General features: G+C 76.7%; 18 protein-coding genes, 1 rRNA gene and 1 pseudogene. 3 read left to right on the top strand and 17 right to left on the bottom strand.

Translation table 11 applies throughout. From position 1 onward, the window contains the following. The 17 genes and pseudogenes from Q0789_RS02065 to infC form a co-directional block, all read right to left on the bottom strand. Window positions 1-268 (bottom strand): 16S ribosomal RNA (locus tag Q0789_RS02065); the annotation flags it as partial. Between the two features lie 598 nt (window positions 269-866). Next, the gene (tyrS, locus tag Q0789_RS02060) at window positions 867-2,132 is read right to left on the bottom strand and encodes a tyrosine--tRNA ligase (RefSeq protein WP_298801602.1); all 1,266 of its coding nucleotides are present in this window, start codon (window positions 2,130-2,132) and stop codon (window positions 867-869) included. Window positions 2,133-2,265: 133 nt separating this feature from the next. Further along, window positions 2,266-2,898 (bottom strand): annotated as a pseudogene (locus Q0789_RS02055) (DNA-3-methyladenine glycosylase); the annotation flags it as partial. Window positions 2,899-2,951: 53 nt separating this feature from the next. Beyond that, window positions 2,952-4,412 (bottom strand): argininosuccinate lyase, encoded by a 1,461-nt coding sequence (argH, locus tag Q0789_RS02050; RefSeq protein WP_298801598.1) that lies wholly within the window; start codon window positions 4,410-4,412, stop codon window positions 2,952-2,954. Beyond that, window positions 4,405-5,607, bottom strand: a complete 1,203-nt coding sequence (locus tag Q0789_RS02045) for an argininosuccinate synthase (RefSeq protein WP_171202099.1) — start codon at window positions 5,605-5,607, stop codon at window positions 4,405-4,407. Before Q0789_RS02045 ends, argH begins: the two co-directional genes overlap by 8 nt. 77 nt (window positions 5,608-5,684) lie before the next feature. Then, window positions 5,685-6,251, bottom strand: coding sequence for an arginine repressor (locus Q0789_RS02040; RefSeq protein ID WP_298801595.1), 567 nt, complete (start codon window positions 6,249-6,251; stop codon window positions 5,685-5,687). Next, complete coding sequence (locus Q0789_RS02035; protein ID WP_366917605.1) at window positions 6,248-7,450, bottom strand: acetylornithine transaminase; 1,203 nt, start codon at window positions 7,448-7,450, stop codon at window positions 6,248-6,250. The genes Q0789_RS02040 and Q0789_RS02035 overlap by 4 nt, the downstream gene beginning before the upstream one ends. 53 nt (window positions 7,451-7,503) lie before the next feature. After that, window positions 7,504-8,364, bottom strand: coding sequence for an acetylglutamate kinase (argB, locus tag Q0789_RS02030; RefSeq protein WP_344554034.1), 861 nt, complete (start codon window positions 8,362-8,364; stop codon window positions 7,504-7,506). Between the two features lie 101 nt (window positions 8,365-8,465). After that, the gene (gene argJ, locus Q0789_RS02025) at window positions 8,466-9,617 is read right to left on the bottom strand and encodes a bifunctional glutamate N-acetyltransferase/amino-acid acetyltransferase ArgJ (protein ID WP_298801589.1); all 1,152 of its coding nucleotides are present in this window, start codon (window positions 9,615-9,617) and stop codon (window positions 8,466-8,468) included. Between the two features lie 67 nt (window positions 9,618-9,684). Continuing rightward, window positions 9,685-10,728 (bottom strand): N-acetyl-gamma-glutamyl-phosphate reductase, encoded by a 1,044-nt coding sequence (gene argC / locus Q0789_RS02020; RefSeq protein ID WP_298801586.1) that lies wholly within the window; start codon window positions 10,726-10,728, stop codon window positions 9,685-9,687. A 130-nt stretch (window positions 10,729-10,858) separates the two neighbouring features. Continuing rightward, on the bottom strand, window positions 10,859-13,477 hold the full coding sequence (pheT, locus tag Q0789_RS02015; RefSeq protein ID WP_298801584.1) for a phenylalanine--tRNA ligase subunit beta: 2,619 nt from the start codon (window positions 13,475-13,477) through the stop codon (window positions 10,859-10,861). Further along, window positions 13,477-14,667, bottom strand: coding sequence for a phenylalanine--tRNA ligase subunit alpha (gene pheS / locus Q0789_RS02010; protein ID WP_298801583.1), 1,191 nt, complete (start codon window positions 14,665-14,667; stop codon window positions 13,477-13,479). Before pheS ends, pheT begins: the two co-directional genes overlap by 1 nt. An 83-nt stretch (window positions 14,668-14,750) precedes the next feature. Continuing rightward, a complete protein-coding gene (locus Q0789_RS02005; protein WP_366917604.1) occupies window positions 14,751-15,845 on the bottom strand; it encodes an ATP-binding protein in 1,095 nt (364 codons plus the stop codon). A gap of 8 nt (window positions 15,846-15,853) precedes the next feature. Further along, window positions 15,854-16,762, bottom strand: coding sequence for an RNA methyltransferase (locus Q0789_RS02000; protein ID WP_298801579.1), 909 nt, complete (start codon window positions 16,760-16,762; stop codon window positions 15,854-15,856). Between the two features lie 29 nt (window positions 16,763-16,791). Continuing rightward, window positions 16,792-17,169: a 50S ribosomal protein L20 gene (gene rplT / locus Q0789_RS01995; RefSeq protein WP_171202091.1), complete on the bottom strand. Its 378-nt coding sequence runs from the start codon at window positions 17,167-17,169 to the stop codon at window positions 16,792-16,794. A gap of 170 nt (window positions 17,170-17,339) precedes the next feature. After that, complete coding sequence (rpmI, locus tag Q0789_RS01990) at window positions 17,340-17,534, bottom strand: 50S ribosomal protein L35 (RefSeq protein WP_171202090.1); 195 nt, start codon at window positions 17,532-17,534, stop codon at window positions 17,340-17,342. Between the two features lie 88 nt (window positions 17,535-17,622). Beyond that, the gene (gene infC, locus Q0789_RS01985; RefSeq protein ID WP_171202103.1) at window positions 17,623-18,228 is read right to left on the bottom strand and encodes a translation initiation factor IF-3; all 606 of its coding nucleotides are present in this window, start codon (window positions 18,226-18,228) and stop codon (window positions 17,623-17,625) included. 306 nt (window positions 18,229-18,534) lie between these two features. Here infC and Q0789_RS01980 point away from each other — a divergent pair, with 306 nt between their 5' ends. The 3 genes from Q0789_RS01980 (at window position 18,535) to Q0789_RS01970 (ending at window position 21,096) form a co-directional block, all read left to right on the top strand. Further along, window positions 18,535-18,903 carry a DUF1844 domain-containing protein gene (locus Q0789_RS01980; protein ID WP_298801575.1) on the top strand — a complete coding sequence of 123 codons (369 nt, stop codon included), beginning with the start codon at window positions 18,535-18,537 and terminating at the stop codon, window positions 18,901-18,903. A 65-nt stretch (window positions 18,904-18,968) separates the two neighbouring features. Next, a complete protein-coding gene (locus Q0789_RS01975; protein ID WP_298801573.1) occupies window positions 18,969-19,445 on the top strand; it encodes a Fur family transcriptional regulator in 477 nt (158 codons plus the stop codon). A 127-nt stretch (window positions 19,446-19,572) separates the two neighbouring features. Continuing rightward, window positions 19,573-21,096, top strand: a complete 1,524-nt coding sequence (locus tag Q0789_RS01970) for a catalase (RefSeq protein WP_298801571.1) — start codon at window positions 19,573-19,575, stop codon at window positions 21,094-21,096. Window positions 21,097-21,168 lie beyond the last annotated feature (72 nt).

Genomic DNA, 21,168 nt, shown 5'->3' with positions numbered 1-21,168 from the left:
AGGCCATCACCCCACCAACAAGCTGATAGGCCGCGAGCCCATCCCCGACCGAAAAACTTTCCACCCCCCACCATGCGACAAGGGGTCATATCCGGTATTAGCCACCGTTTCCGGTGGTTATCCCAGAGTCAGGGGCAGGTTGCTCACGTGTTACTCACCCGTTCGCCACTGATCCGCACCCGGCAAGCCGGGCACATCACCGTTCGACTTGCATGTGTTAAGCACGCCGCCAGCGTTCGTCCTGAGCCAGGATCAAACTCTCCATCAATGCACAACAACCAACCACCAGATCCCGAAGAACCCCGCAGCCGGTCCTAATACACCTGGAACAACAGCACCCCACCCACTGGCGAGCAAGGCACCCGTTCGCCCCCCACCACCCCACACAGGGCAACAGGACACTTGACCAGCACCAGACAACACCGAGCCCACCACAACGGCAGACCCAGCACCACCAGCCCAGCCCACAAAAACGGCATTCGACTTCGGTACGCTGTTGAGTTCTCAAGAAGCAGACCCGCACACCAGACCACCCTGTGAAGGCGGCCCCCGCGTGAGGCGCTCCGCACCGTTCCCGGCGCGGCTCCGAAACACTAACCCAGATCCGCAGGCCCTCCGACCAACCCGATCCGGGCCCCACGCACACCCGACAGACCAGAACTCCCGAAAGGAGCACCGGCCTGACGCCCACGCGAGGTTGCCTCTCCCAGCGGGGACCGGCCACCGAGCTGGTGTCCGTTCCTCCCTCCCGGGCGGCGAGGAAGAACGTTAGGCCACCCCGGCGGCGCGCGCAAGCCCGCCCCCCGGCCGGCCCCGCGGGCGGTCGCCCGACGCCGGACGAGGCCGCGGGACGAGCGCCGGTCCGCTCAGCGCGGGCGGGCGTCCACCGCCGCCAGGGTGCGCTTGCCGCGGCGCAGGACCGCCCACCGCCCGTGCAGCAGCTGGGCGGGCGCGAGCTCGGCGTCCCCGTCGCGGACCGCGACGTTGTTGACGTACGCCCCGCCGTCAGCCACCGCACGACGGGCCGCCGAGCGGCTCGGGCTGAGGCCGCTGGCCGTCAGCAGCTCGACGACGGTCCGGGCCCCCTCCCCCACCGCCGTCTGCGGGAGCTCGGCGAGCGCCGCCGTCAGCGCCGGCTCGTCGAGGGCCTCGAGGTCCCCCCGCCCGAAGAGGGCGGCGGCGGCGGCCTCGGCGGACGCGACGGCGGCCTCCCCGTGCACGAGCGCCGTCACGTCGTGGGCCAGGGCGCGCTGCGCCTCCCGGGCGCCGGGGCGCTCCGCCGTCGCCGTGGCGAGCTGCTCGAGCTCCTCCCGGCTCCGGTCGGTGAACACCCTCAGGTACCCGTCCACCGTGGCGTCCTCGGCGCGCAGCCAGAACTGGTGGAAGGCGTACGGCGACGTCAGGGCGGGGTCGAGCCAGACCGTCCCGCTCTCGGTCTTGCCGAACTTCGTCCCGTCGGCCTTGGTCACCAGCGGCACCGTGAAGGCGTGCACCTGCGCCTGGGCCGCACGGTGCACGAGGTCCACGCCGGCGGTGATGTTGCCCCACTGGTCGCTCCCCCCGAACTGCAGCGTGCACCCGTGGCGCCGCCAGAGCTCGAGGTAGTCCATGCCCTGCAGCACCTGGTAGCTGAACTCGGTGAAGCTGATGCCCTCGTCGCTCGCCATCCGCGCGGCCACGGCGTCCTTGGCGAGCATCCGCCCCACGCGGAAGTGGCGGCCGACGTCGCGCAGGAGGTCGACGGCCGACAGGCGCGAGGTCCACTCCATGTTGTCGACCATGCGGGCCGGGTTCGGCCCGTCGAGGTCGACGAAGGGCTCGATCTGCCGCCGGACGCTGTCCACCCACCCGGCGACGACGTCGGCGTCGTTGAGCTGCCGCTCGGCCGTGGGCTTCGGGTCGCCGATGAGGCCCGTGGCCCCGCCGACGAGCAGGAGCGGGTGGTGCCCGGCCCGCTGCAGGCGCCGGGCGACGAGGATCTGCACGAGGCTGCCGATGTGCAGGCTGGGCGCCGTGGGGTCGAAGCCGACGTAGAAGGTGCACGGGCGGGCCAGCGCGGCCCGCAGGGCCTCCTCGTCCGTGGACTGGGCCACCAGCCCGCGCCAGCGCAGGTCCTCGAGCACGTCGCTCACGCCACACCTCTCACGACAGCCGCCGTCCCGGCGGGCCGTCCGGGGCGGGCGGCCGCTCCAGCCTGCCAGAGGCCGCCCCCTCGTCCCCGGCGCCGCCGCCCCCCGGACCGTCGAGCCCCGGACCGTCGAGCCCCCGTGACCGGCGCGGCGCGGCCCGCCGGTAGGGCGACACCGACGGCTCGCCGTCGAGGTGCAGCCGCCAGGGGAAGCGGGTCCCGTCGCCGCCCTCCCCCGAGACACCGGTCCGGGGACCGCGGCGGACGCGCCCGGGGTGGACCTCGTCGCCGCGACGGCGCCCGAGGAGCCACGGGGAGGCCCCCGAGAGCAGGTCGTGGCCGTCGGAGGCGCCGTCGAGGCCGAGGGCGACGGTCAGGCGGGCGGGGCCGCGGGCCAGGTCGCGGTCCTGGCGGGCCGTGGGGCGTCGGGCCCGGGCCAGCGCGCCGCCCGCGACGACCTCGCCGCCGCGCAGCAGCACCGCGGACGCCGTCCCGTCCGGACCGCAGACGACGTTGGCGCACCAGTGCAGGCCGTACGAGCGGTAGACGTAGAGGTGCCCGGGCGGCCCGAACATCACCGCGGTCCGCGGCGTGCGCCCCCGGGCGGCGTGGGACCCCGGGTCCCCCGGCCCCGCGTAGGCCTCCACCTCCGTGAGCCGGACGACGACCGCGCCGTCCGGCGTCGCGTGGACGACGTGGCAGCCGAGCAGGTCGGCGGCCACGTCGAGCACGGGCCGGGCGAGCGCCGCCCGGGTCAGCGGGGCCGGCAGCCCCCCGGGGAGGCCGCCGGTGACGCCGCCGACGAGGGGCCCGGGGTGCTCCGTCACGCCGGCGAGGACGCCCCGGGGGCCCGCTGCGCCCACGCCCGCAGCGCGGCGCTGCGCGAGCGCGCGGCGTCGAGCTGCTCGGCGACCCGCACGGGCGCCGTGCCGCCCACGGCGTCGCGGGAGGCGACGGAGCCCTCGACGGTGAGCACGTCGCGGACGGAGGGGTCCAGGTGCGGCGAGATCCCGGCCAGGTCGTCGTCGGTGAGGTCGACGAGCTCGACGCCGCGCTCCTCGCAGCGCCGCACGCAGGCGCCCGCCACCTCGTGGGCCTCCCGGAAGGGCGTGCCGCGGCGGACGAGCCAGTCGGCGACGTCGGTCGCCAGGGAGAAGCCCTGGGGGGCGAGCTCGGCCATCCGGTCGGTGCGGAAGCGCAGCGTCGCGACCATGCCGGTGACCGCCGGCAGGAGCACCTGCAGGGTGTCGACCGCGTCGAAGACCGGCTCCTTGTCCTCCTGGAGGTCGCGGTTGTAGGCGAGCGGCAGGCCCTTGAGCGTCGTCAGCAGGCCCGTGAGGTCGCCGACGAGGCGCCCCGCCTTGCCGCGGGCGAGCTCGGCCACGTCGGGGTTCTTCTTCTGCGGCATGATGCTCGACCCGGTCGAGAAGGCGTCGTCGAGCACGACGAAGGAGAACTCCTTCGTCGCCCACAGGACGACCTCCTCGGACAGCCGCGAGAGGTCCACGCCCGCCATCGCCAGCACGAAGCAGGCCTCGGCGACGACGTCGCGCGCCGCGGTGCCGTCGATGGAGTTCTCCACCGGACCGTCGAAGCCGAGCTCGGCCGCCACGGCCGCCGGGTCGAGCCCCAGCGAGGAGCCCGCGAGCGCGCCCGAGCCGTACGGCGAGCGCGCCGCCCGCGCGTCCCAGTCGTGCAGCCGCTCGACGTCGCGCAGAAGCGGCCACGCGTGCGCCAGCAGGTGGTGCGCGAGGAGCACCGGCTGGGCGTGCTGCAGGTGCGTGCGCCCGGGCATGGGGGCCGTCGGGTGCGCGGCCGCCTGCTCGGCCAGGGCGTCCACGAGGTCGAGGAGCAGCCCGCCGACCACGCGCAGCTCCTCGCGCAGGTACGAGCGCACCATCGTGGCGATCTGGTCGTTGCGGGAGCGGCCCGCGCGCAGGCGACCGCCCAGGTCGTCGCCCGCGCGCTCGAGGAGGCCGCGCTCCAGCGCCCCGTGCACGTCCTCGTCCGCCGCCGACGGCCCGAAGGCGCCGGACACGACGTCGGCCTCGAGGGCCTCGAGGGCGGCGAGCATGCCGTCGAGCTGCCCGTCGTCGAGCAGCCCCGCCCGGTGCAGCACCCGGGCGTGCGCCCGGGAGCCGGCGAGGTCGTGGCGGGCGAGGCGCCAGTCGAAGTGCGTGGAGCGGGACAGCTCGGTGAGCGCCTGCGCGCTCGTGCCGGCGAAGCGGCCGCCCCAGAGCCGCCCCTCGCCCGTCGCGCCCGCGCCCCCTGCGGCCTCAGCCACGGGTGCGCTGGTCCCGGCCCGAGGCGATCTTGCTCGGCAGGCCCCAGATGTCGACGAAGCCCTTGGCGAGCGACTGGTCGAAGGAGTCGCCCGAGTCGTACGTCGCGAGCGAGAAGTCGTAGAGGCTCGTCTCGCTGCGGCGCCCCGTGACGACGGCGCGCCCGGCGTGGAGCACCATCCGCACCTCGCCGGTGACGTGCTCCTGGCTCTCGGCGACGAAGACGTCGAGGGCGCGCTTCAGCGGGGAGAACCACAGGCCGTCGTAGACGAGCTCGGACCAGCGCTGGGACACCCCGCGCTTGAAGCGGGCGAGGTCGCGCTCGAGGGTGACGTTCTCGAGCTCCTCGTGCGCCGTCAGCAGCGCGATCGCCCCCGGCGCCTCGTACACCTCGCGGCTCTTGATGCCCACGAGGCGGTCCTCGACCATGTCGATCCGGCCGACCCCCTGCTCGCCGGCGCGGCGGTTGAGCTCCTCGATCGCCTGCAGCACCGTGACCGGGCGGCCGTCGAGGGCCACCGGCACCCCGCGCTCGAAGGCGACGACGACCTCGTCCGGCCCCGGGGACTGGCCCGGCTCCTGCGTGTAGCTGTAGACGTCCTTGGTCGGCGCGTTCCAGATGTCCTCGAGGAAGCCCGTCTCGACGGCGCGCCCCCAGACGTTCTGGTCGATCGAGAAGGGGTTGCTCTTCGTCGTCTCGATGGGCAGCTCGTGGGCCTGGGCGAACTCGATGGCCTTGTCGCGCGTCAGCGCGAGGTCGCGGACGGGCGCGATGCAGGACAGCTCCGGCGCGAGGCTCTGGATGCCGACCTCGAAGCGGACCTGGTCGTTGCCCTTGCCGGTGCAGCCGTGGGCGACGACGGACGCGCCGTGCTGCTGGGCCGCCGCGACGAGGTGCTTGACGATGACGGGCCGCGAGATCGCCGACACGAGCGGGTAGCGGTCCATGTAGAGGGCGCCCGCCTGCAGCGCGGGCAGGCAGTACTCGTCGGCGAACTCGTCGCGGGCGTCGGCGACCTCGGCCTCCACGGCGCCGCACGCCAGGGCGCGCTCGCGGATGGTCTGGAGGTCCTCGCCCCCCTGGCCGACGTCGACGGCGACGGCGACGACCTCAGCCCCCGTGCGCTCGGCGATCCAGCCGATGGCCACGGAGGTGTCGAGGCCTCCGGAGTAGGCGAGGACGACGCGGTCGGTCACAGGGTGCTCCTCAGGTGCTCTCGGGGGTGGTGCGTGCGGTGGTGGTGCGGTGGTCGTGCGGTGGTGCGGGGCCGGGCTCAGGCTCCCGTGCGCCCGGCGGCCAGGTCCAGCAGGCGGCGCGCCGTGGCGTCGCCGTCTGGGCCGCGCCCGATGACGAGGACGGTGTCGTCGCCCGCGATGGTGCCGAGCACCTCGGGCAGGACCGAGGTGTCGATGGCGGAGGCCAGGTACTGCGCCGCGCCGGGCGGCGTGCGCAGGACGACGAGGGACCCGGAGGCCTCCGCCGTGACGAGGAGCTCCTCGGCCAGGCGGGACAGCCGGGCCAGCGACGTCCCGGCCGCCCGCGCGGCGACCGGCGTGCGGTCGCCGCCCTCGCCCGGGACGGCGTAGACGAGCCCGTGCTCGGGGTCGCGGACCTTGGTGGCGCCGAGCTCGACGAGGTCGCGCGACAGCGTCGCCTGGGTGACCTCGACCCCCTCGGTCGCCAGCAGCTCGGCGAGCTCGGTCTGCGAGCGCACCGGCCACGAGCGCAGGAGGGCGACGACGCGGGCGTGGCGGGCCGCGCGGGTCGAGGGTCGCCCCGACCCCGACCCCGACCCCGACCCCGAGCTCGTGCCTGCGCCGGGAGCGGCCCCGGCGCTCACGCCTCCTCCTGCGCCGCGGCCGCGAGGACCCCCGGCAGGGCGGCGACGAAGGAGCCGGCCTGCTCGTCGGTGAGGACGAGCGGCGGGGCGAGGCGCACGGCCGACGGGGCGACGGCGTTGACGACGAAGCCCGCCTCGAGGGCGGCCCGCGCGACGGCCGGCGCGGCCGGGCGCGAGAGCTCCAGGGCCAGGAGCAGGCCCTCGCCGCGCACCCCCGCGAGCAGCCCGGTGGGGTCGTCGACGCCGGCGAGGTCGGCCTTCCAGCGGGCGCCCAGGTCGCGCGCGCGCTCGACGAGCCCGTCGCGCTCGAGCACGTGGAGGACGGCCAGGGCCGCGGCGGCGCAGACGGGGTTGCCCCCGAACGTCGTGCCGTGCTGGCCGGCCCCGAGCAGCGCGCCGGGCCCCTCGCCGAGGCCGACGACGGCGCCGACGGGCAGGCCGCCGCCGAGGCCCTTGGCGAGGGTGACGACGTCGGCGTCGACGCGGCCGTCGGGACCCGCTGAGGCGAACCACCGCCCGGTGCGCCCCACGCCGGTCTGCACCTCGTCGACGACGAGCAGCGCACCGGCCGCCGCGGTGAGCTCGCGCGCGGCGGCGAGGTAGCCGGGGGGCAGGGGGCGCACGCCGGCCTCCCCCTGCACGGGCTCGACGACCAGGGCGCCGACCCGACGGCCGGCGTCGCCGTCGAGCGCCGCCGCGAGCGCGTCGAGGTCGCCGAAGGGCAGGTGCCGCACGCCCCCGGGCAAGGGCTCGAAGGGCTCGCGGATCGCCTGCTTGGCGGTGAGGGCGAGCGCGCCCATGGACCGCCCGTGGAAGGCGCCCTCGAGGGCGAGCACCTCGGGGCGGCCGGTGCGCCGCGTCATCTTGAACGCGCCCTCGTTGGCCTCGGTCCCGCTGCTGCAGAGGAAGACCCGGCTGCCCTCGGGCGCCCCCAGGAGCTCGAGGAGCCGCTCGGCCAGGGCGACCTGCGGGCCCGTCGCGAAGAAGTTCGAGACGTGGCCGAGGGTCGCCATCTGCGCCGTCACCGCGGCGGTGAGGACGGGGTGCGCGTGGCCGAGGGCGTTGACCGCGATGCCGGCGAGCAGGTCGAGGTAGCGCCGGCCGTCGGCGTCCCACACCCAGGCGCCCTCGCCGCGGACGAGCACCCTCTGCGGCGCGCCGTAGGTGCCCATGAGGGCGCGCGCGTAGCGCTCGGCCACGGCGCCGCCGACGGCGTCGCCGACGCCCGGGACCTCCGCGACCGCTCCGGCGCTCACGGCAGCACCACCTGGGTGCCGACGCCCTCGGGCGTGAACACCTCGAGGAGCACGGCGTGCTCGACCCGGCCGTCGAGCACGGTGGCCTGCGGCACCCCGGCCCGGACGGCGCGCAGGCACGCCTCCATCTTGGGGATCATCCCGGCGTCCAGCCCCGGCAGGAGCGCCTCGAGGTCGTCGGCCGTGATCGAGCGGACGAGCGAGGAGCGGTCGGGCCAGTCGGCGTAGAGGCCCTCGACGTCGGTGAGGACGACGAGCTTGGCGGCGCCGAGCGCCGCGGCGATGGCCGCCGCGGCCGTGTCGGCGTTGACGTTGAGGACGGCCCCGGCCTCCACGGCGTCGCCGTCCGCCTCGGGCGCGACCGTGGCGACGACGGGGATGCGGCCCGCCTCGAGGAGGTCGAGGACGGCCGTGGGGTCGACGTCGACGACGTCCCCCACGAGGCCGACGTCCACGGGCTCCCCGTCGACGAGCGCCTCGCGGCGGACGGCGCGCAGGAGGCCCGCGTCCTCCCCGGACAGGCCGACGGCGAGGGGGCCGTGCGCGTTGAGGAGGCCGACGAGCTCGCGCCCGACCTGGCCCACGAGCACCATCCGGACGACGTCCATCGCCTCGGGCGTGGTCACCCGCAGCCCGCCGCGGAACTCGCTCTCGATGCCGAGGCGGCCGAGCATGCTCGAGATCTGCGGCCCGCCGCCGTGGACGACGACGGGGCGCACGCCGACGGAGCGCAGGAACACCATGTCCGCGGCGAAGGCGCGGCGCAGGCGGTCGTCGACCATGGCGTTGCCGCCGTACTTGACGACGACGACCTCGCCGGCGAAGCGCTGCAGCCACGGCAGCGCCTCGACGAGCACGGCGGCCTTGGCCCCGGCGTCGAGACCGGAGGTGGTGTCAGACGTCGGGGCGGCGGACGGCGCGGAGGTCGGGGCTCCGGCCGCGTCGGCGGCGGGCGCGCTCACGTCGAGTACGCCGAGTTCTCGTGCACGTAGGCGTGCGTGAGGTCGTTGGTCCACACCGTGGCCTCCTCGGGGCCGGCCTTGAGGTCGACGACCACCTCGACGTCGCGCGCCGAGAGGTCGACGAGGGAGCGGGGCTCGCCGACCGCGCCGTCGCGGCAGACGGCGACGCCGTTGAAGGCGACGTCGAGCACCGCCGGGTCGAAGGCGGCGGACGTCGTGCCGACGGCCGCCATGACGCGGCCCCAGTTCGGGTCCCGCCCGAAGACGGCGGCCTTGAAGAGGTTGCTGCGCGCCACGGAGCGGGCCACCTCCAGGGCGTCGGCCTCGGAGGCGGCGCCGCGGACGGTGATGGCGACGTCGTGCTCGCTGCCCTCGGCGTCCGACAGCAGCTGGGAGGCCAGGTCGGCGCACAGCGGCCGCAGCGCCGCCGCCAGCTCCTCCGCGCCGACGCGCACGCCGGAGGCCCCGCTCGCCAGCAGGGCGACGGTGTCGTTGGTCGACTGGCAGCCGTCGGAGTCGAGGCGGTCGAAGGTCGCGGCCGTCGCGGCGCGCAGGGCGGCGTCGGCGTCGGCCGGCTCGACGACGGCGTCCGTCGTCAGGACGACGAGCATCGTCGCGAGCGCGGGAGCGAGCATGCCCGCGCCCTTGGCCATCCCCCCGCACGACCAGCCGTCGCGCTCGACGACGGCCGTCTTCGGCACCGTGTCGGTCGTCATGACGGCCACGGCGGCGTCGTCCCCGCCCTCGGCCGACAGCGCGCCGGCGGCGGCGTCCACGCCCGCGAGGAGCCGGTCGGCGTCGAGCTGCTCGCCGATGAGGCCGGTCGAGCAGACGAGCACCTCGCCGGCGCCGCAGCCGAGGAGCTCGGCCGTGCGCTCGGCGGTGCGGTGGGTCGCCGCGAAGCCCTGGGGGCCCGTGTAGCAGTTGGCCCCGCCGGAGTTGAGGACGACGGCGCGGCCCCGCTCCGTGCGGGCGACGACCTCCGACCACAGCACCGGGTTCGCCTTGCAGCGGTTCGAGGTGAAGACGGCGGCCAGCACGTCGAGGGGCCCGTCGTTGACGACGAGCGCGACGTCGGGGCGGCCGCTGGGCTTGAGGCCGGCCGTCGCGCCGGCGGCGCGGAAGCCCGCGGGGGCGGTGGTGCTCACGAGGGCCTCCTGGCGGTGGTGCCGGCGGACGGTCGACGGGGGGCGGGGACGGCGGGGCGGCGGACGCTCACGGCGCCAGCCCGACGGCGCTGAGCCCCGCGCCCTCGGGGAGGCCGAGCGCGAGGTTGAGACCCTGCACCGCGGCGCCGGCGGTGCCCTTGACGAGGTTGTCGACGGCGGCGACGGCGACGACCCGGCCGACGCGCTCGTCGAGCGCGACCTGGAGGTGGACGGCGTTGGAACCGGCCACGTCCTTGGTCCGCGGCCAGCGGCCCTCGGGCAGGACGTGGACGAAGGCCTCGTCCGCGTAGGCGTCCTGCCAGGCGGCCCGGACCTGCGCGGCCGTCGTCCCCGGCCGCGCGCGGGCCGTCGCCGTGGCGAGGATGCCGCGCGGCATCGGCGCGAGCGTCGGGGTGAAGGACGCGCGGACCGGCTCGCCGGCGGCGGCGGCGAGCCCCTGCTCGACCTCCGGGGTGTGCCGGTGGACGCCCCCGACGCCGTAGGGCGACATCGAGCCCATGACCTCGGCGCCGAGCATCGCCACCTTCGCGGCGCGCCCGGCGCCCGAGGTGCCGGAGGCCGCCACGACGACCACGTCGTCGGCCTCGCACAGGCCGGCGGCCATGCCGGGGGCGAGGGCGAGGGTGCAGGCCGTGGGGTAGCAACCGGGGACGGCGAGGCGCCGGGCGCCGACGAGGGCCTCGCGCTGGCGGCCGCCGCCCGCCAGGGGCAGCTCGGGCAGGGCGTACGGCCACGTGCCGGCGTGGGGGCTGCCGTAGAAGGCCTCCCACGCGGCGGCGTCCGCGAGCCGGTGGTCGGCGGCGGCGTCGACGACGAGCACCTCGTCGCCGAGCTCGGCGGCGAGCGGGCCGGAGCTGCCGTGCGGCAGCGCCAGGACGACGACGTCGTGCCCGGCGAGCACCTCGGCGCTCGTGGGCTCGAGGACCCGGTCGGCCAGCGGCAGCAGGTGCGGGGCGTGCTGGCCGAGCGGGGTCCCGGCGCTCGAGGCCGCGGTGAGCGCCCCGACCTCGACGTCCGGGTGGCCGAGCAGGAGGCGCAGGACCTCCGCCCCCGCGTAGCCGCTGGCCCCCGCGACCGCCACCCTCACCATGCGCATGACCATACACATCCGTGGATGCTCATGCGAACGGCGTGACGTCCGTCCGGCCGGCGGACCGGCGGACCGGCGGACCGGCGGGCGCCCAGCCGCCGGTGCCGGCCGCTCGTGCCGGCCGCCGCCCTCAGCTGCCGCGCAGGACGGCGCCCGTCGCCTCCCCCGCCGCGGCCACCGCGGCCTCGCGCGCCTGCGCGACCTCGGCGCCGGTGAGCGTGCGGTCGGGGGCCCGGAAGCGCAGCGAGAAGGCCAGGGACCGGCGGCCCTCGCCCACCTGCTCGCCGGCGTAGACGTCGACGAGCCGGCAGTCCTCGAGCAGGAGCCCGGCGCCGCGCCGCAGCGCCTCCTCGACGTCGGCGGCGGGCACGGACGCGTCGACGACGAGGGCGACGTCCTGCTTGACCACGGGGTAGGTGGCGAGGGCGCCCGGTCGCGGCGGGCCGGGCAGCGCGCCCAGGAGCACGTCGAGGTCGAGCTCCAGCGCGACCGTGCGGGCCGGCACCTCGAGCGCCGCGACGGCCCGCGGGGCCAGCTCGCCGGCGTGGCCGACGACGGCGCCGGCGGCCGGCCCCCCGGCCACCCGCAGCGCCGCGCAGCGACCGGGGTGGAACGGCGGGCGGTCGGCCTCGGCCGCGGCCGTCAGCGGGACGCCGAGGACCTCGCCGACGAGGAGGGCGAGCTCGACGGCGTCACGGGCGTCGGCGCTGCGGCCCCGACCCTCCCAGTCGCGCGGGGTGCGCGCGCCGACGAGGAGCGCCGCCACGTGGAGGGGCTGGTGCGGCACCGACGCCCGGACGGCCGCCTCCTCCTCGGCGGTCGGCCGCCGGTCGACGCCCGGCCGGGGCGACGGCGCGCGGTCCGCCGCGGGCAGCGCCACCGAGCCCAGCTCGAACAGCGCCACGTCGTCGGCGCCCCGGCCGACGTTGCGGCGCAGGACGTCGACGAGGGTCGCGAGCAGGCTCGTGCGCAGGAGCGGCTCCTCCTCCCGCAGCGGGTTGGCCACGCGCAGGGCGCGGCGGCGCTCGTCCCCGTCGGGCAGCCCGAGGGCGTCGGCCCGCTCCGGCGAGACGAACGGGTAGCTGGCCACCTCGACGAGCCCCGCCTCGGCGAGCGCGCGGGCCAGGGAGCGCACCGCGCGGCGGCGCGCCGTCAGGCCACCGCCGGCGAGGACCCCGCCGGCCGTGCCGGGCACGGCCCGGGGCAGCACGGACGGGATGCGGTCGTAGCCGTCGAGGCGCGCGACCTCCTCCACGAGGTCGGCGGCCTGCCGCAGGTCCGGCCGCCAGGACGGCGGCTCGACCGACCAGGCGCCGACGCCCGCGCCCGCGGCGGCGGCGCCCGCGAGCGCGTCCGGGGCGCCGGGGCCGCCGGAGACCGCGCACCCGACCTGCTCGAGCAGCGCGCGCACGCGCTCGGGGGCGTAGTCGACGCCCACCAGCCGGGCGGGCTCGCCGACGGGCAGGGCGACGACCGGCCGCTCGGCCGGCCCGCCGACGTCGGTGAGGCCGTCCTCGGCGGTGCCGCCGCCGTGCTCGACGAGCAGGTCGACGGCCAGCTGGGAGGCGGCTGCGGCCATCGCGTCGTCGACGCCGCGCTCGAAGCGACGGCTCGCCTCGCTGGGGAGGCGGTGCCGCCGGGCCGTGCGCGCGACGGAGACGGGGTCGAAGCACGCCGCCTCGAGGACGACGTCGCGGGTCGCCGCGGTGACCTCGGTGCTCGCCCCGCCCATGACGCCGGCCAGGCCGACGGCGCGGGCCCCCTCCGCGCCGTCGGCGACGACGAGGTCCTCGGGGTGCAGGGCCCGCTCGACGCCGTCGAGCGTCGTCAGGCGCTCCCCCGCCCGGGCGCGGCGGACGACGAGGGCCCCGTCGAGGCGCGCGGCGTCGTAGGCGTGGAGCGGCTGGCCGACGAGGAGCATGACGTAGTTCGTCACGTCGACGGCGAGGGAGACCGGGCGCATGCCCGCCTGGACGAGCCGGCGGCGCAGCCACCACGGCGTCGGGCGGCTCGGGTCGACGCCGCGGACCGTGCGGGCGGTGAAGCGGCTCGCCCCGGGCCGCCCGTCCAGGGGCCCCTCGTCGGCGAGGACGACGTCGCGCTCGCCCGGCCCGCTCGGCACCCGGACGCCGGCCAGCGGGTCGCGGAAGGCCGTCGCGACGTCGAGGCCCCGCCCGTGGGCGTGCTCGCGCCCGAGCCCGCGGACGCTGAGGCAGTAGCCGCGGTCGGGGGTGACGTTGACCTCCACGACGCGGTCGTCCAGGCCGAGGAGGGCCGTGGCGTCGTCGCCCGGCGCGACGCCGTCCGCCGCGGCCCCGAGGAGCTCCCCGAGCACGACGATCCCGTCGGAGTCCTCCCCCAGCCCCAGCTCGGCGGTGGAGCAGATCATCCCGTCGGACACGTGCCCGTAGGTCTTCCGCGCGGCGATGGCGAAGCCGCCGGGCAGCACGGCGCCGGGCAGGCTGACGACGACGAGGTCGCCGGCGCCGAAGTTCTGCGCCCCGCACACGATGCCGCGCGGCTCCTCCTCGCCGACGTCGACCGAGCACCAGTGGATGGTCTTGCCGTTCTTCTGCGGCTCGGGCTCGGCCGACAGGACGCGGCCGACGACGACGGGGCCGCTGACGTCGCCGCCGTGCAGGCCCTCCTCCTCGAGGCCGACGCGCACGAGCACCGCGGCGACGTCCTCCGCGGTCGCGCCGTCCGCGACGTCCGTGACCTCCGCGAGCCAGCTCACCCCGACGCGCATCAGACCTCCACCCCGAAGCGCCGGCTGAACCGGGCGTCGCCATCGACCATGTCGCGCATGTCCTGCACGCCGTTGCGGAACATCAGCGTCCGCTCGATCCCCATCCCGAACGCGAAGCCGGAGAACCGCTCGGGGTCGACGCCGGCGGCCCGCAGGACGTGCGGGTTGACCATCCCGCAGCCGCCCCACTCGATCCATCCCGTGCCCCCGCAGGTGCGGCAGGGGGCGCCCTCGCCCGCGGGGTCGTCCGCGCGGGTCGAGGCCGCCTCCTCGGCGGCGGTCGCCGCCCCCTGCGCGCGGGCGCCCGCGCCGGGGGCGACGACGCCGGTGCCCGCGCACACGGGGCAGCGGACGTCGAGCTCGGCGCTCGGCTCGGTGAAGGGGAAGAAGGCCGGGCGCAGGCGCGTCACCGTGCCCTCCCCGAGCATCGCCACGACCAGGGCGTCCAGGGCGCCCCGCAGGTGCGCCATCGTCAGGTGCTCGTCGACGGCGAGCCCCTCGACCTGCGTGAAGACGGGCGTGTGCGTGGCGTCGAGCTCGTCGGTCCGGAACACGCGCCCGGGGACGGCGACGTAGAGCGGTGCGCCGTGGTCGAGCAGGGCGCGCGCCTGCACGGGCGAGGTGTGCGTGCGCAGCACCAGCCCGTCCTCCGGCGGGTCGACGAAGAAGGTGTCCTGCATCTGCCGCGCGGGGTGGTCGGGGCCGAAGTTGAGGGCGTCGAAGTTGAACCACTCCGCCTCGACCTCGGGACCCTCGAGCACGCTCCAGCCGAGCCCGGTGAAGAAGTCCTCCACGCGCTCGACGAGCAGCCCCAGCGGGTGCCGGGCCCCCCGGGGGCGCCGCGACGTCGGCTGCGTGAGGTCGAGCGCCTCGGTGACGAGGACGGCGGCGTCGCGCTCGGCCTCCAGGACGGCGCGGCGCTCGGCGACGGCGTCGGCGACCCGCCGCCGCGCCTGGCCCATCCGGCGGCCGGCGTCGGCCTTCGCCGACGGCGGCAGCGCCCCGATCTCCCGGTTGGCCAGCGCCAGCGGGCTCCGGTCGCCCCCGTGGGCGCGGGAGGCCGCCGCGAGCTCCTCGAGGTCGCCGGCCGCGGCGACGGCCGCGAGCGCGTCGGCCACGGCGCCCTCGACCTGCTCGGCGTCCAGCGGCGTCACCTGGACGGGGTCGAAGTCCTTGTTCGGGGCAGACACGGGGGATGAGTCTAGGGACCGCCCGCGGCCGGGCCGCCCGCCGTCCGCCGTCCGCCGTCCGCCCCCGAGGCCCGCCGCCGAGCTCAGACGTCGGGGTGCAGGTCCGCGGTGGGGTCGCCGGCGGGGAGGGTGAAGACGAAGCGGGCGCCGCCGAGGTCGGAGCGCCGCACGACGATGCGGCCGCCGTGCGCCTCCACGAGGCCGCGGACGACGTAGAGGCCGAGGCCGGTGCCCCCGCGGCTCTCGCCGCGCCAGAACTTGGTGAAGACGAGGGGGATGTGGGCCTCGGAGATGCCGGGACCGGCGTCCTCCACGCAGACGACGAGGGCTTCCGCGTCGCGCGAGGGGACGGGGTCGAGGGCCTCGGAGGCGACCGCGCCCGTCCCCAGGGACAGGCGCACCAGCCCGTCCCCGTGGCGGACCGCGTTCTCGACGAGGTTGGCGAGCACCTGGTCGAGGCGGTCCCGGTCGGCCCAGACCTCGGGGAGCGCCTCGGCGGGCGGCGCGTCGACGCGCACGCGGTCCGGGTCGAGCCCGGAGGCGACCGCCCGCTCGGCGTGGGCGCGCAGGACGGCGCCGAGGTCCACGGGCAGCGTGCGCACCTCGAGGCGGCCCACGTCGATGCGCGAGATGTCGAGGAGCTCGGTGATGAGGCGGGTGACGCGGTCGGCGTCGTGCTCGACGGTCCGCAGCATGAGCTGCTTCTGCTCGTCGGTGAAGCGCTCCCAGCGGCGCAGCAGCGTCGAGGTGAAGCCCTTGACGCTCGTCAGGGGCGAGCGCAGCTCGTGCGCCACGGTGGCGATGAGCGCGGCGTGGTCGGCCTCGGCGCGGCGGCGGGCGTCCGTCCCCCGCAGCGCGAGGACCACCCGGCTCACCGGCTCGCCGCGGCCCGGGCGCACGTAGCGGGCGGTGACGAGCACCTCGCGCCCGCCCGGGAGGACGAGCAGGCGCTCGCGGTGCCCGCGGCGGGTGGCGAGCCCCGACCACGGGTCGGTGCAGGCCCACCAGCGCCGCCCGGAGGTGTCCTGCAGGGCCAGCGCGTCGCGCACGTCGCGCCCCAGCAGGTCCGCGGCGCGCAGCCCCAGGCAGCGCTCGGCCTCCGGGGTGACGACGACGACGCGCGCGTCGGCGTCGGCGACGACGAGCCCGTCGGGCAGGTCGCCCGGGTCGAGGAGCATCTCCTCGCTCACGCCCGGGCCCCCGCGGCGCAGGACGTCCGGGGCCGGTGGGCCCGGGCGGCCGCGTAGAGGCAGACCGCCGCCGCCGTGGCGAGGTTGAGGCTCTCGGCGCGGCCGTGGAGCGGCACGCGGACCACGGCGTCGGCGAGCTCGCGGTCGGCCGGCGACAGGCCGTGGGCCTCGGTGCCGAAGACCCAGGCGACCGGCCCCGCCAGGGGGCCCCCGCCGTCGGCCGCCGCGTCCGCGAGGTCGTCGAGGTCGTCCTCCCCCTCGCCGTCGGCGGCCAGCACGGCCGCGCCCGCCGAGCGCAGGCCCGCCACCGCCTCGGCCAGCCCGACGCCCGTCACGACGTCGAGGTGGAAGAGGGAGCCCGCCGTCGAGCGGACGCACTTGGGGTTGTAGAGGTCGACGCTGCCGGAGGTGAGGACGACGGCGTCCGCCCCCGCGGCGTCGGCGGCCCGAAGCACCGTGCCGGCGTTGCCCGGGTCGCGGACCTCGGCGAGGACGGCGACGAGCCGGGGCCGACGGGCGAGCACGTCCGCGAGCGGGACGTCGACCGGCCGGCAGACGGCGAGCAGGCCCTGCGGCGCGACCGTGTCGGCCATCGCCGCGAGGACCTCGTCGGTGCACGGTCGCACGGTCGCGCCGCGGCGCGCGGCCTCCTCGACGAGCGCCCCGTGCCGCTCGAGGGCCTCCGGCGTGCCGTAGAGGTCGCGGACCGCCCCGGCCGGCACGGCCTCCCGCACCGCCTGCGGGCCCTCGGCGAGGAAGGCCCCGGCCCGCACGCGCGCGGGGCGCCCCGCCAGCCGGCTGACCGACCGCACCCGCTCGCTGCGGGGGTTGGCCAGCACGGCCGTGGCGGGACGCCCCGGGGGGTGCTGCTGGTGCTGGTCGTGCTGGGGGGCGGACGCGCTCATGCCGCCCGCCCGACCCGGCGTCGCTGCGCTCAGGCCGCCGCGCCGGCCTGAGCCGGCACGTTGGCGCGAGAGAGCTCGACGAGCGCCGCGAAGGCCGCCTCGTCGTTGACGGCCAGCTCGGCGAGCATGCGGCGGTCGACCTCGACACCCGCGGCCTTGAGGCCCTGGATGAAGCGGTTGTAGGTCATGCCGTTGGCGCGCGCGCCGGCGTTGATGCGCTGGATCCACAGGCGGCGGAAGTCGCCCTTGCGCGCCTTGCGGTCGCGGTAGGCGTAGACGAGGGAGTGGGTGACCTGCTCCTTCGCCTTGCGGTACAGCCGCGAGCGCTGGCCGCGGTAGCCGCTGGCGCGCTCGAGGGTCTCCCGGCGCTTCTTCTGGGCGTTGACCGCCCGCTTGACGCGTGCCACTGGGGTGCTCCTCGTCGTCTCGGCCCGGGGGCCGTGGGGCCCGGGCGGCCGGGGGCCGCCGCGGGCGTGTGCTCGGTGGGGTGCCCGACCCGCGAGCGGGGTCGGGGCGGTGGGGTCGCTCGCGCGACCGCCGGGGTGCCGGGGCGTCGGACGCCCGCCCCGGCGGGGGCTCAGCGCCCGAGGAGCCGGCGTGCCGTCTTGGCGTCGGCGCCGGAGACCTGGGCGTCGCCGGCGAGGCGGCGGGTCACGCGGGAGGACTTGCCCTCGAAGAGGTGGCGGCGGCCGGCGCGCTCGCGCATGACCTTGCCCGTGCCGGTCAGGCGCAGGCGCTTCTTGGCGCCGCTGTGAGTCTTGTTCTTCGGCATGGCGCCGGGTCTCCTCATGCTCGTGCGCGGGCCCCCGGGGTGAGCCCCGGGGGCGGTGGTGCGGGTGGTGCTGGGCGGGCCCGCCGCCTCAGGCCTGCTGGCCCTCGGCGGCCGCGGCCTCGGCCGGCGCCGCCTCGGCGGCGGGGGTGTCGCGGCGACGGCGCTGCTCGGCGCGCGCCTCGGCCTTCTTCCGGTGCGGGCCGATGACCATGACCATGTTGCGGCCGTCCTGCGTGGGGGCGCTCTCGACCGAGCCGAGCTCCTCCACGTCGGCCGCCATCCGCTGCAGGAGGCGGTAGCCCATCTCCGGGCGCGACTGCTCGCGACCGCGGAACATGATCATGACCTTGACCTTGTCCCCCGCGGAGAGGAACTTCTCGGCCTGGCCCTTCTTCGTCGCGTAGTCGTGCGGGTCGATCTTCAGGCGCAGGCGCACGGTCTTCAGCACCGTGTTGGCCTGGTTCTTGCGCGCCTCGCGCGCCTTCATGTCGGCCTCGTACTTGAACTTGCCGAAGTCCATGAGCTTGCAGACGGGGGGTCGCGCCTGCGGGGCGACCTCGACCAGGTCGAGGTCGGCCTCCTGGGCCAGGCGGAGGGCGTCCTCGACGCGGACGATCCCGACCTGCTCCCCGCCGGGACCGACGAGTCGGACCTCGGGGACGCGGATCCGGTCGTTGATGCGCGGTTCGCTGATGTGCTGCTCCCTAGTCGCGTGCGGGCGGCACCGCCGCAGCGAGGGTGGGCCCCGCGCCGCGGACGCGTCGACGTCGGCGCGCCCACCCGGGGCCGGTCACCCCCGCACCGCCTCTCGGGCGGCGCACGGGGGCGCACGCGGACCGGCCCGTCACGGGCCGACCGCGGACCGGACCCGGCCACCTCCGCCGGGACGGCGGGGTCGCTCTCGGGTGGGAGGCTCGGCCTCCGCTTGGCGTCCCGCTCCCGCGTGCCGCCGGGAGGCGGGCGCGCGGGAGCGGTCGGTCTGCGTGGAAGGGTAGCAGGCATGGCTGACCAGACCCCCGAGCTCGACCCCGCGGCCGAGGGAGCGCGCGAGCTGCGCGACATCGCCGAGGTGCCCTCCGTGGAGGTCATCACGACCGCGGCCGTGCACCTCATGAGCGCCGCAGCGGTGAAGTGCGGCCTCGCCGAGGGGCCCGAGGCGCGCGAGCACCTCGACCTGGCCGAGGCGCGCGTGCTCATCGGCGCCCTCGCCGGCCTCGTGACGGCCGCGGCGCCCGACATCGGCAACCAGCACGCCCGCGCGCTGCGCGACGGGCTCCGCTCCCTCCAGCTGGCCTTCCGGGAGGCCTCCGTCGTGCCCGACCCGCCGGGGCAGGGCCCCGGCGAGCGCCTCACCGGGCCCGTCCGCTGACCCGCCCCGCCACCGGGCGGCCCCCTTCGCTTGACGGGTTCCAGACTGGGTGGTCAGGTGAGCCGGTGAGCACCCCCGCCGGCCCGCCGACGGCGCCCGCCCAGGGCACCGCGCTGCTCCGCGGCGCCGGCCTGCGGGCGACCGCGCCGCGCGTCGCGGCCCTCGCCGTCCTGGCCGACCAGCCCCACGCCGACGCCGACGACGTCGCCCGCGGCGTCCGCGAGCGCATCGGCAGCGTCTCCGTGCAGGCGGTGTACGACGTCCTCGGCGCCCTGCACCGCGCCGGGCTCGTCCGGCGCATCGAGCCGGCGGGCTCCCCCGCGCGCTTCGAGCTGCGCGTGGACGACAACCACCACCACCTCGTGTGCCGGGGCTGCGGCGAGGTGCGCGACGTCGACTGCGCCACCGGGGCCGCGCCGTGCCTCGAGCCCGCGCGCCCCCGCGGCGCGGGCACCGGCGGCGGTGCCGCCCTGGACGGGTTCGTCGTCGACGAGGCCGAGGTCATCTACTGGGGCACCTGCTCGCGCTGCTCCGCCCGCTGAGCGCGGGCGGGGAGCCGGCTGGGAGGCGCCCTCCGGGGATGCGGGCCGGTCCCCCGCGGCGCACGGTGGTGGCGTGCAGGTCGTCGTCCCGGCGACCTCCCCCCGCAGACCACCAGGAGGACCCACCGTGACCGCCGAGGCGACCTGGACCACCAGCAACGCCGGCATCCCCGCCGGCAGCGACGAGCACTCGATGACGCAGGGCCCGGGCGGCGGGACGCTGCTCCAGGACCACTACCTCGTCGAGAAGATGGCGCAGTTCAACCGCGAGCGCGTGCCCGAGCGCGTCGTCCACGCCAAGGGCGGCGGCGCCTTCGGCACCTTCGAGGTCACCGGCGACGTGAGCCGGTACACCCGCGCCGCCCTCTTCCAGCCCGGCACGACCACCCGGATGCTGGCGCGCTTCTCGACGGTGGCCGGCGAGCAGGGGACGCCGGACACCTGGCGCGACCCCCGCGGCTTCGCGCTGAAGTTCTACACGAGCGAGGGCAACTACGACCTCGTCGGCAACAACACGCCGGTGTTCTTCGTCAAGGACGCCATGAAGTTCCAGGACTTCATCCGCTCGCAGAAGCGCCTGCCCGCGTCCGGCCTGCGCGACAACGACATGCAGTGGGACTTCTGGACCCTCTCCCCCGAGAGCGCTCACCAGGTCGTCGTCCTCATGGGTGACCGCGGCGTGCCGCGCACCTGGCGCCACATGAACGGCTACGGCTCGCACACGTTCCAGTGGGTCAACGCCGAGGGCGAGGCCTTCTGGGTCAAGTACCACCTCAAGACCGACCAGGGCAACGAGTTCCTCGAGCAGGACGAGGCCGACCGCATCGCCGGGGCGTCGCCCGACCACCACCGCCAGGACCTCTTCGCGAAGATCGCCGAGGGCGACTTCCCGAGCTGGACGATGCACGTCCAGGTCATCCCCGTCGACGAGGCGGAGTCCTACCGGCACAACATCTTCGACGTGACGAAGACCGTGTCGCAGAAGGACTACCCGTTGGTCGAGGTCGGCCGGATGACGCTGGACACGAACCCCGAGAACTTCCACGCGCAGATCGAGCAGGCCGCCTTCGACGTCAACAACATGGTGCCGGGCATCGGGCCGAGCCCCGACAAGATGCTCATGGGCCGGATGTTCAGCTACGCCGACGCGCACCGGTACCGCATCGGCACCAACTACACCCAGCTCCCGGTCAACGCGCCCGTGGCCCCGCTCGGCACGTACGCCAAGGAGGGGGCGATGGCGTACCGCTGGAACCCCCCGACGCAGCCCGTCTACCAGCCGAGCAGCGTCGGCGGACCGGTGGCCGACCCCCGGCGCGCCGGCGAGACGCCCGGGTGGACGGCCGGCGGCCCGACGGCGCGCACGGCCTACCTCGACCACGCCGAGGACGACGACTGGGGCCAGGCCGGCACGCTCGTCCGCGAGGTCATGGACGACGGCGCGCGCAGCCGCCTCGTGACCAACGTGTCGGGCCACCTGCTCAACGGCGTCTCCGAGCCGGTGCTCGAGCGCGCCTTCGCCTACTGGCGGAACATCGACAAGGAGACGGGCGACCGCATCGAGGAGGCCGTGCGCGAGCAGAAGCCGTCGTCGGCCCCCACGACGAGCGCCTCGCCCACGACGCCGGGCGACGAGGCCGAGAAGCGCTGACCGCTCGACCGCACGCACGAGGGGCCCGGGAGCACCTGCTCCCGGGCCCCTCGTGCGTCCGGTCCGCTGCTG

The organism is uncultured Pseudokineococcus sp. (assembly GCF_947499845.1).
GTDB lineage: Bacteria > Actinomycetota > Actinomycetes > Actinomycetales > Quadrisphaeraceae > Pseudokineococcus.
This window is presented reverse-complemented; position numbering and strand designations above follow the sequence as displayed.

Bases quoted from the DNA above. Each gene is read 5' to 3' on its own strand.
- argC (WP_298801586.1), bottom strand. From the start codon at position 10,728: ATGGTGAGGGTGGCGGTCGCGGGGGCCAGCGGCTACGCGGGGGCGGAG.
- pheT (WP_298801584.1), bottom strand. From the start codon at position 13,477: ATGCGCGTCGGGGTGAGCTGGCTCGCGGAGGTCACGGACGTCGCGGAC.
- Q0789_RS02005 (WP_366917604.1), bottom strand. From the start codon at position 15,845: ATGCTCCTCGACCCGGGCGACCTGCCCGACGGGCTCGTCGTCGCCGAC.
- Q0789_RS02000 (WP_298801579.1), bottom strand. From the start codon at position 16,762: ATGAGCGCGTCCGCCCCCCAGCACGACCAGCACCAGCAGCACCCCCCG.
- rpmI (WP_171202090.1), bottom strand. From the start codon at position 17,534: ATGCCGAAGAACAAGACTCACAGCGGCGCCAAGAAGCGCCTGCGCCTG.
- Q0789_RS01980 (WP_298801575.1), top strand. From the start codon at position 18,535: ATGGCTGACCAGACCCCCGAGCTCGACCCCGCGGCCGAGGGAGCGCGC.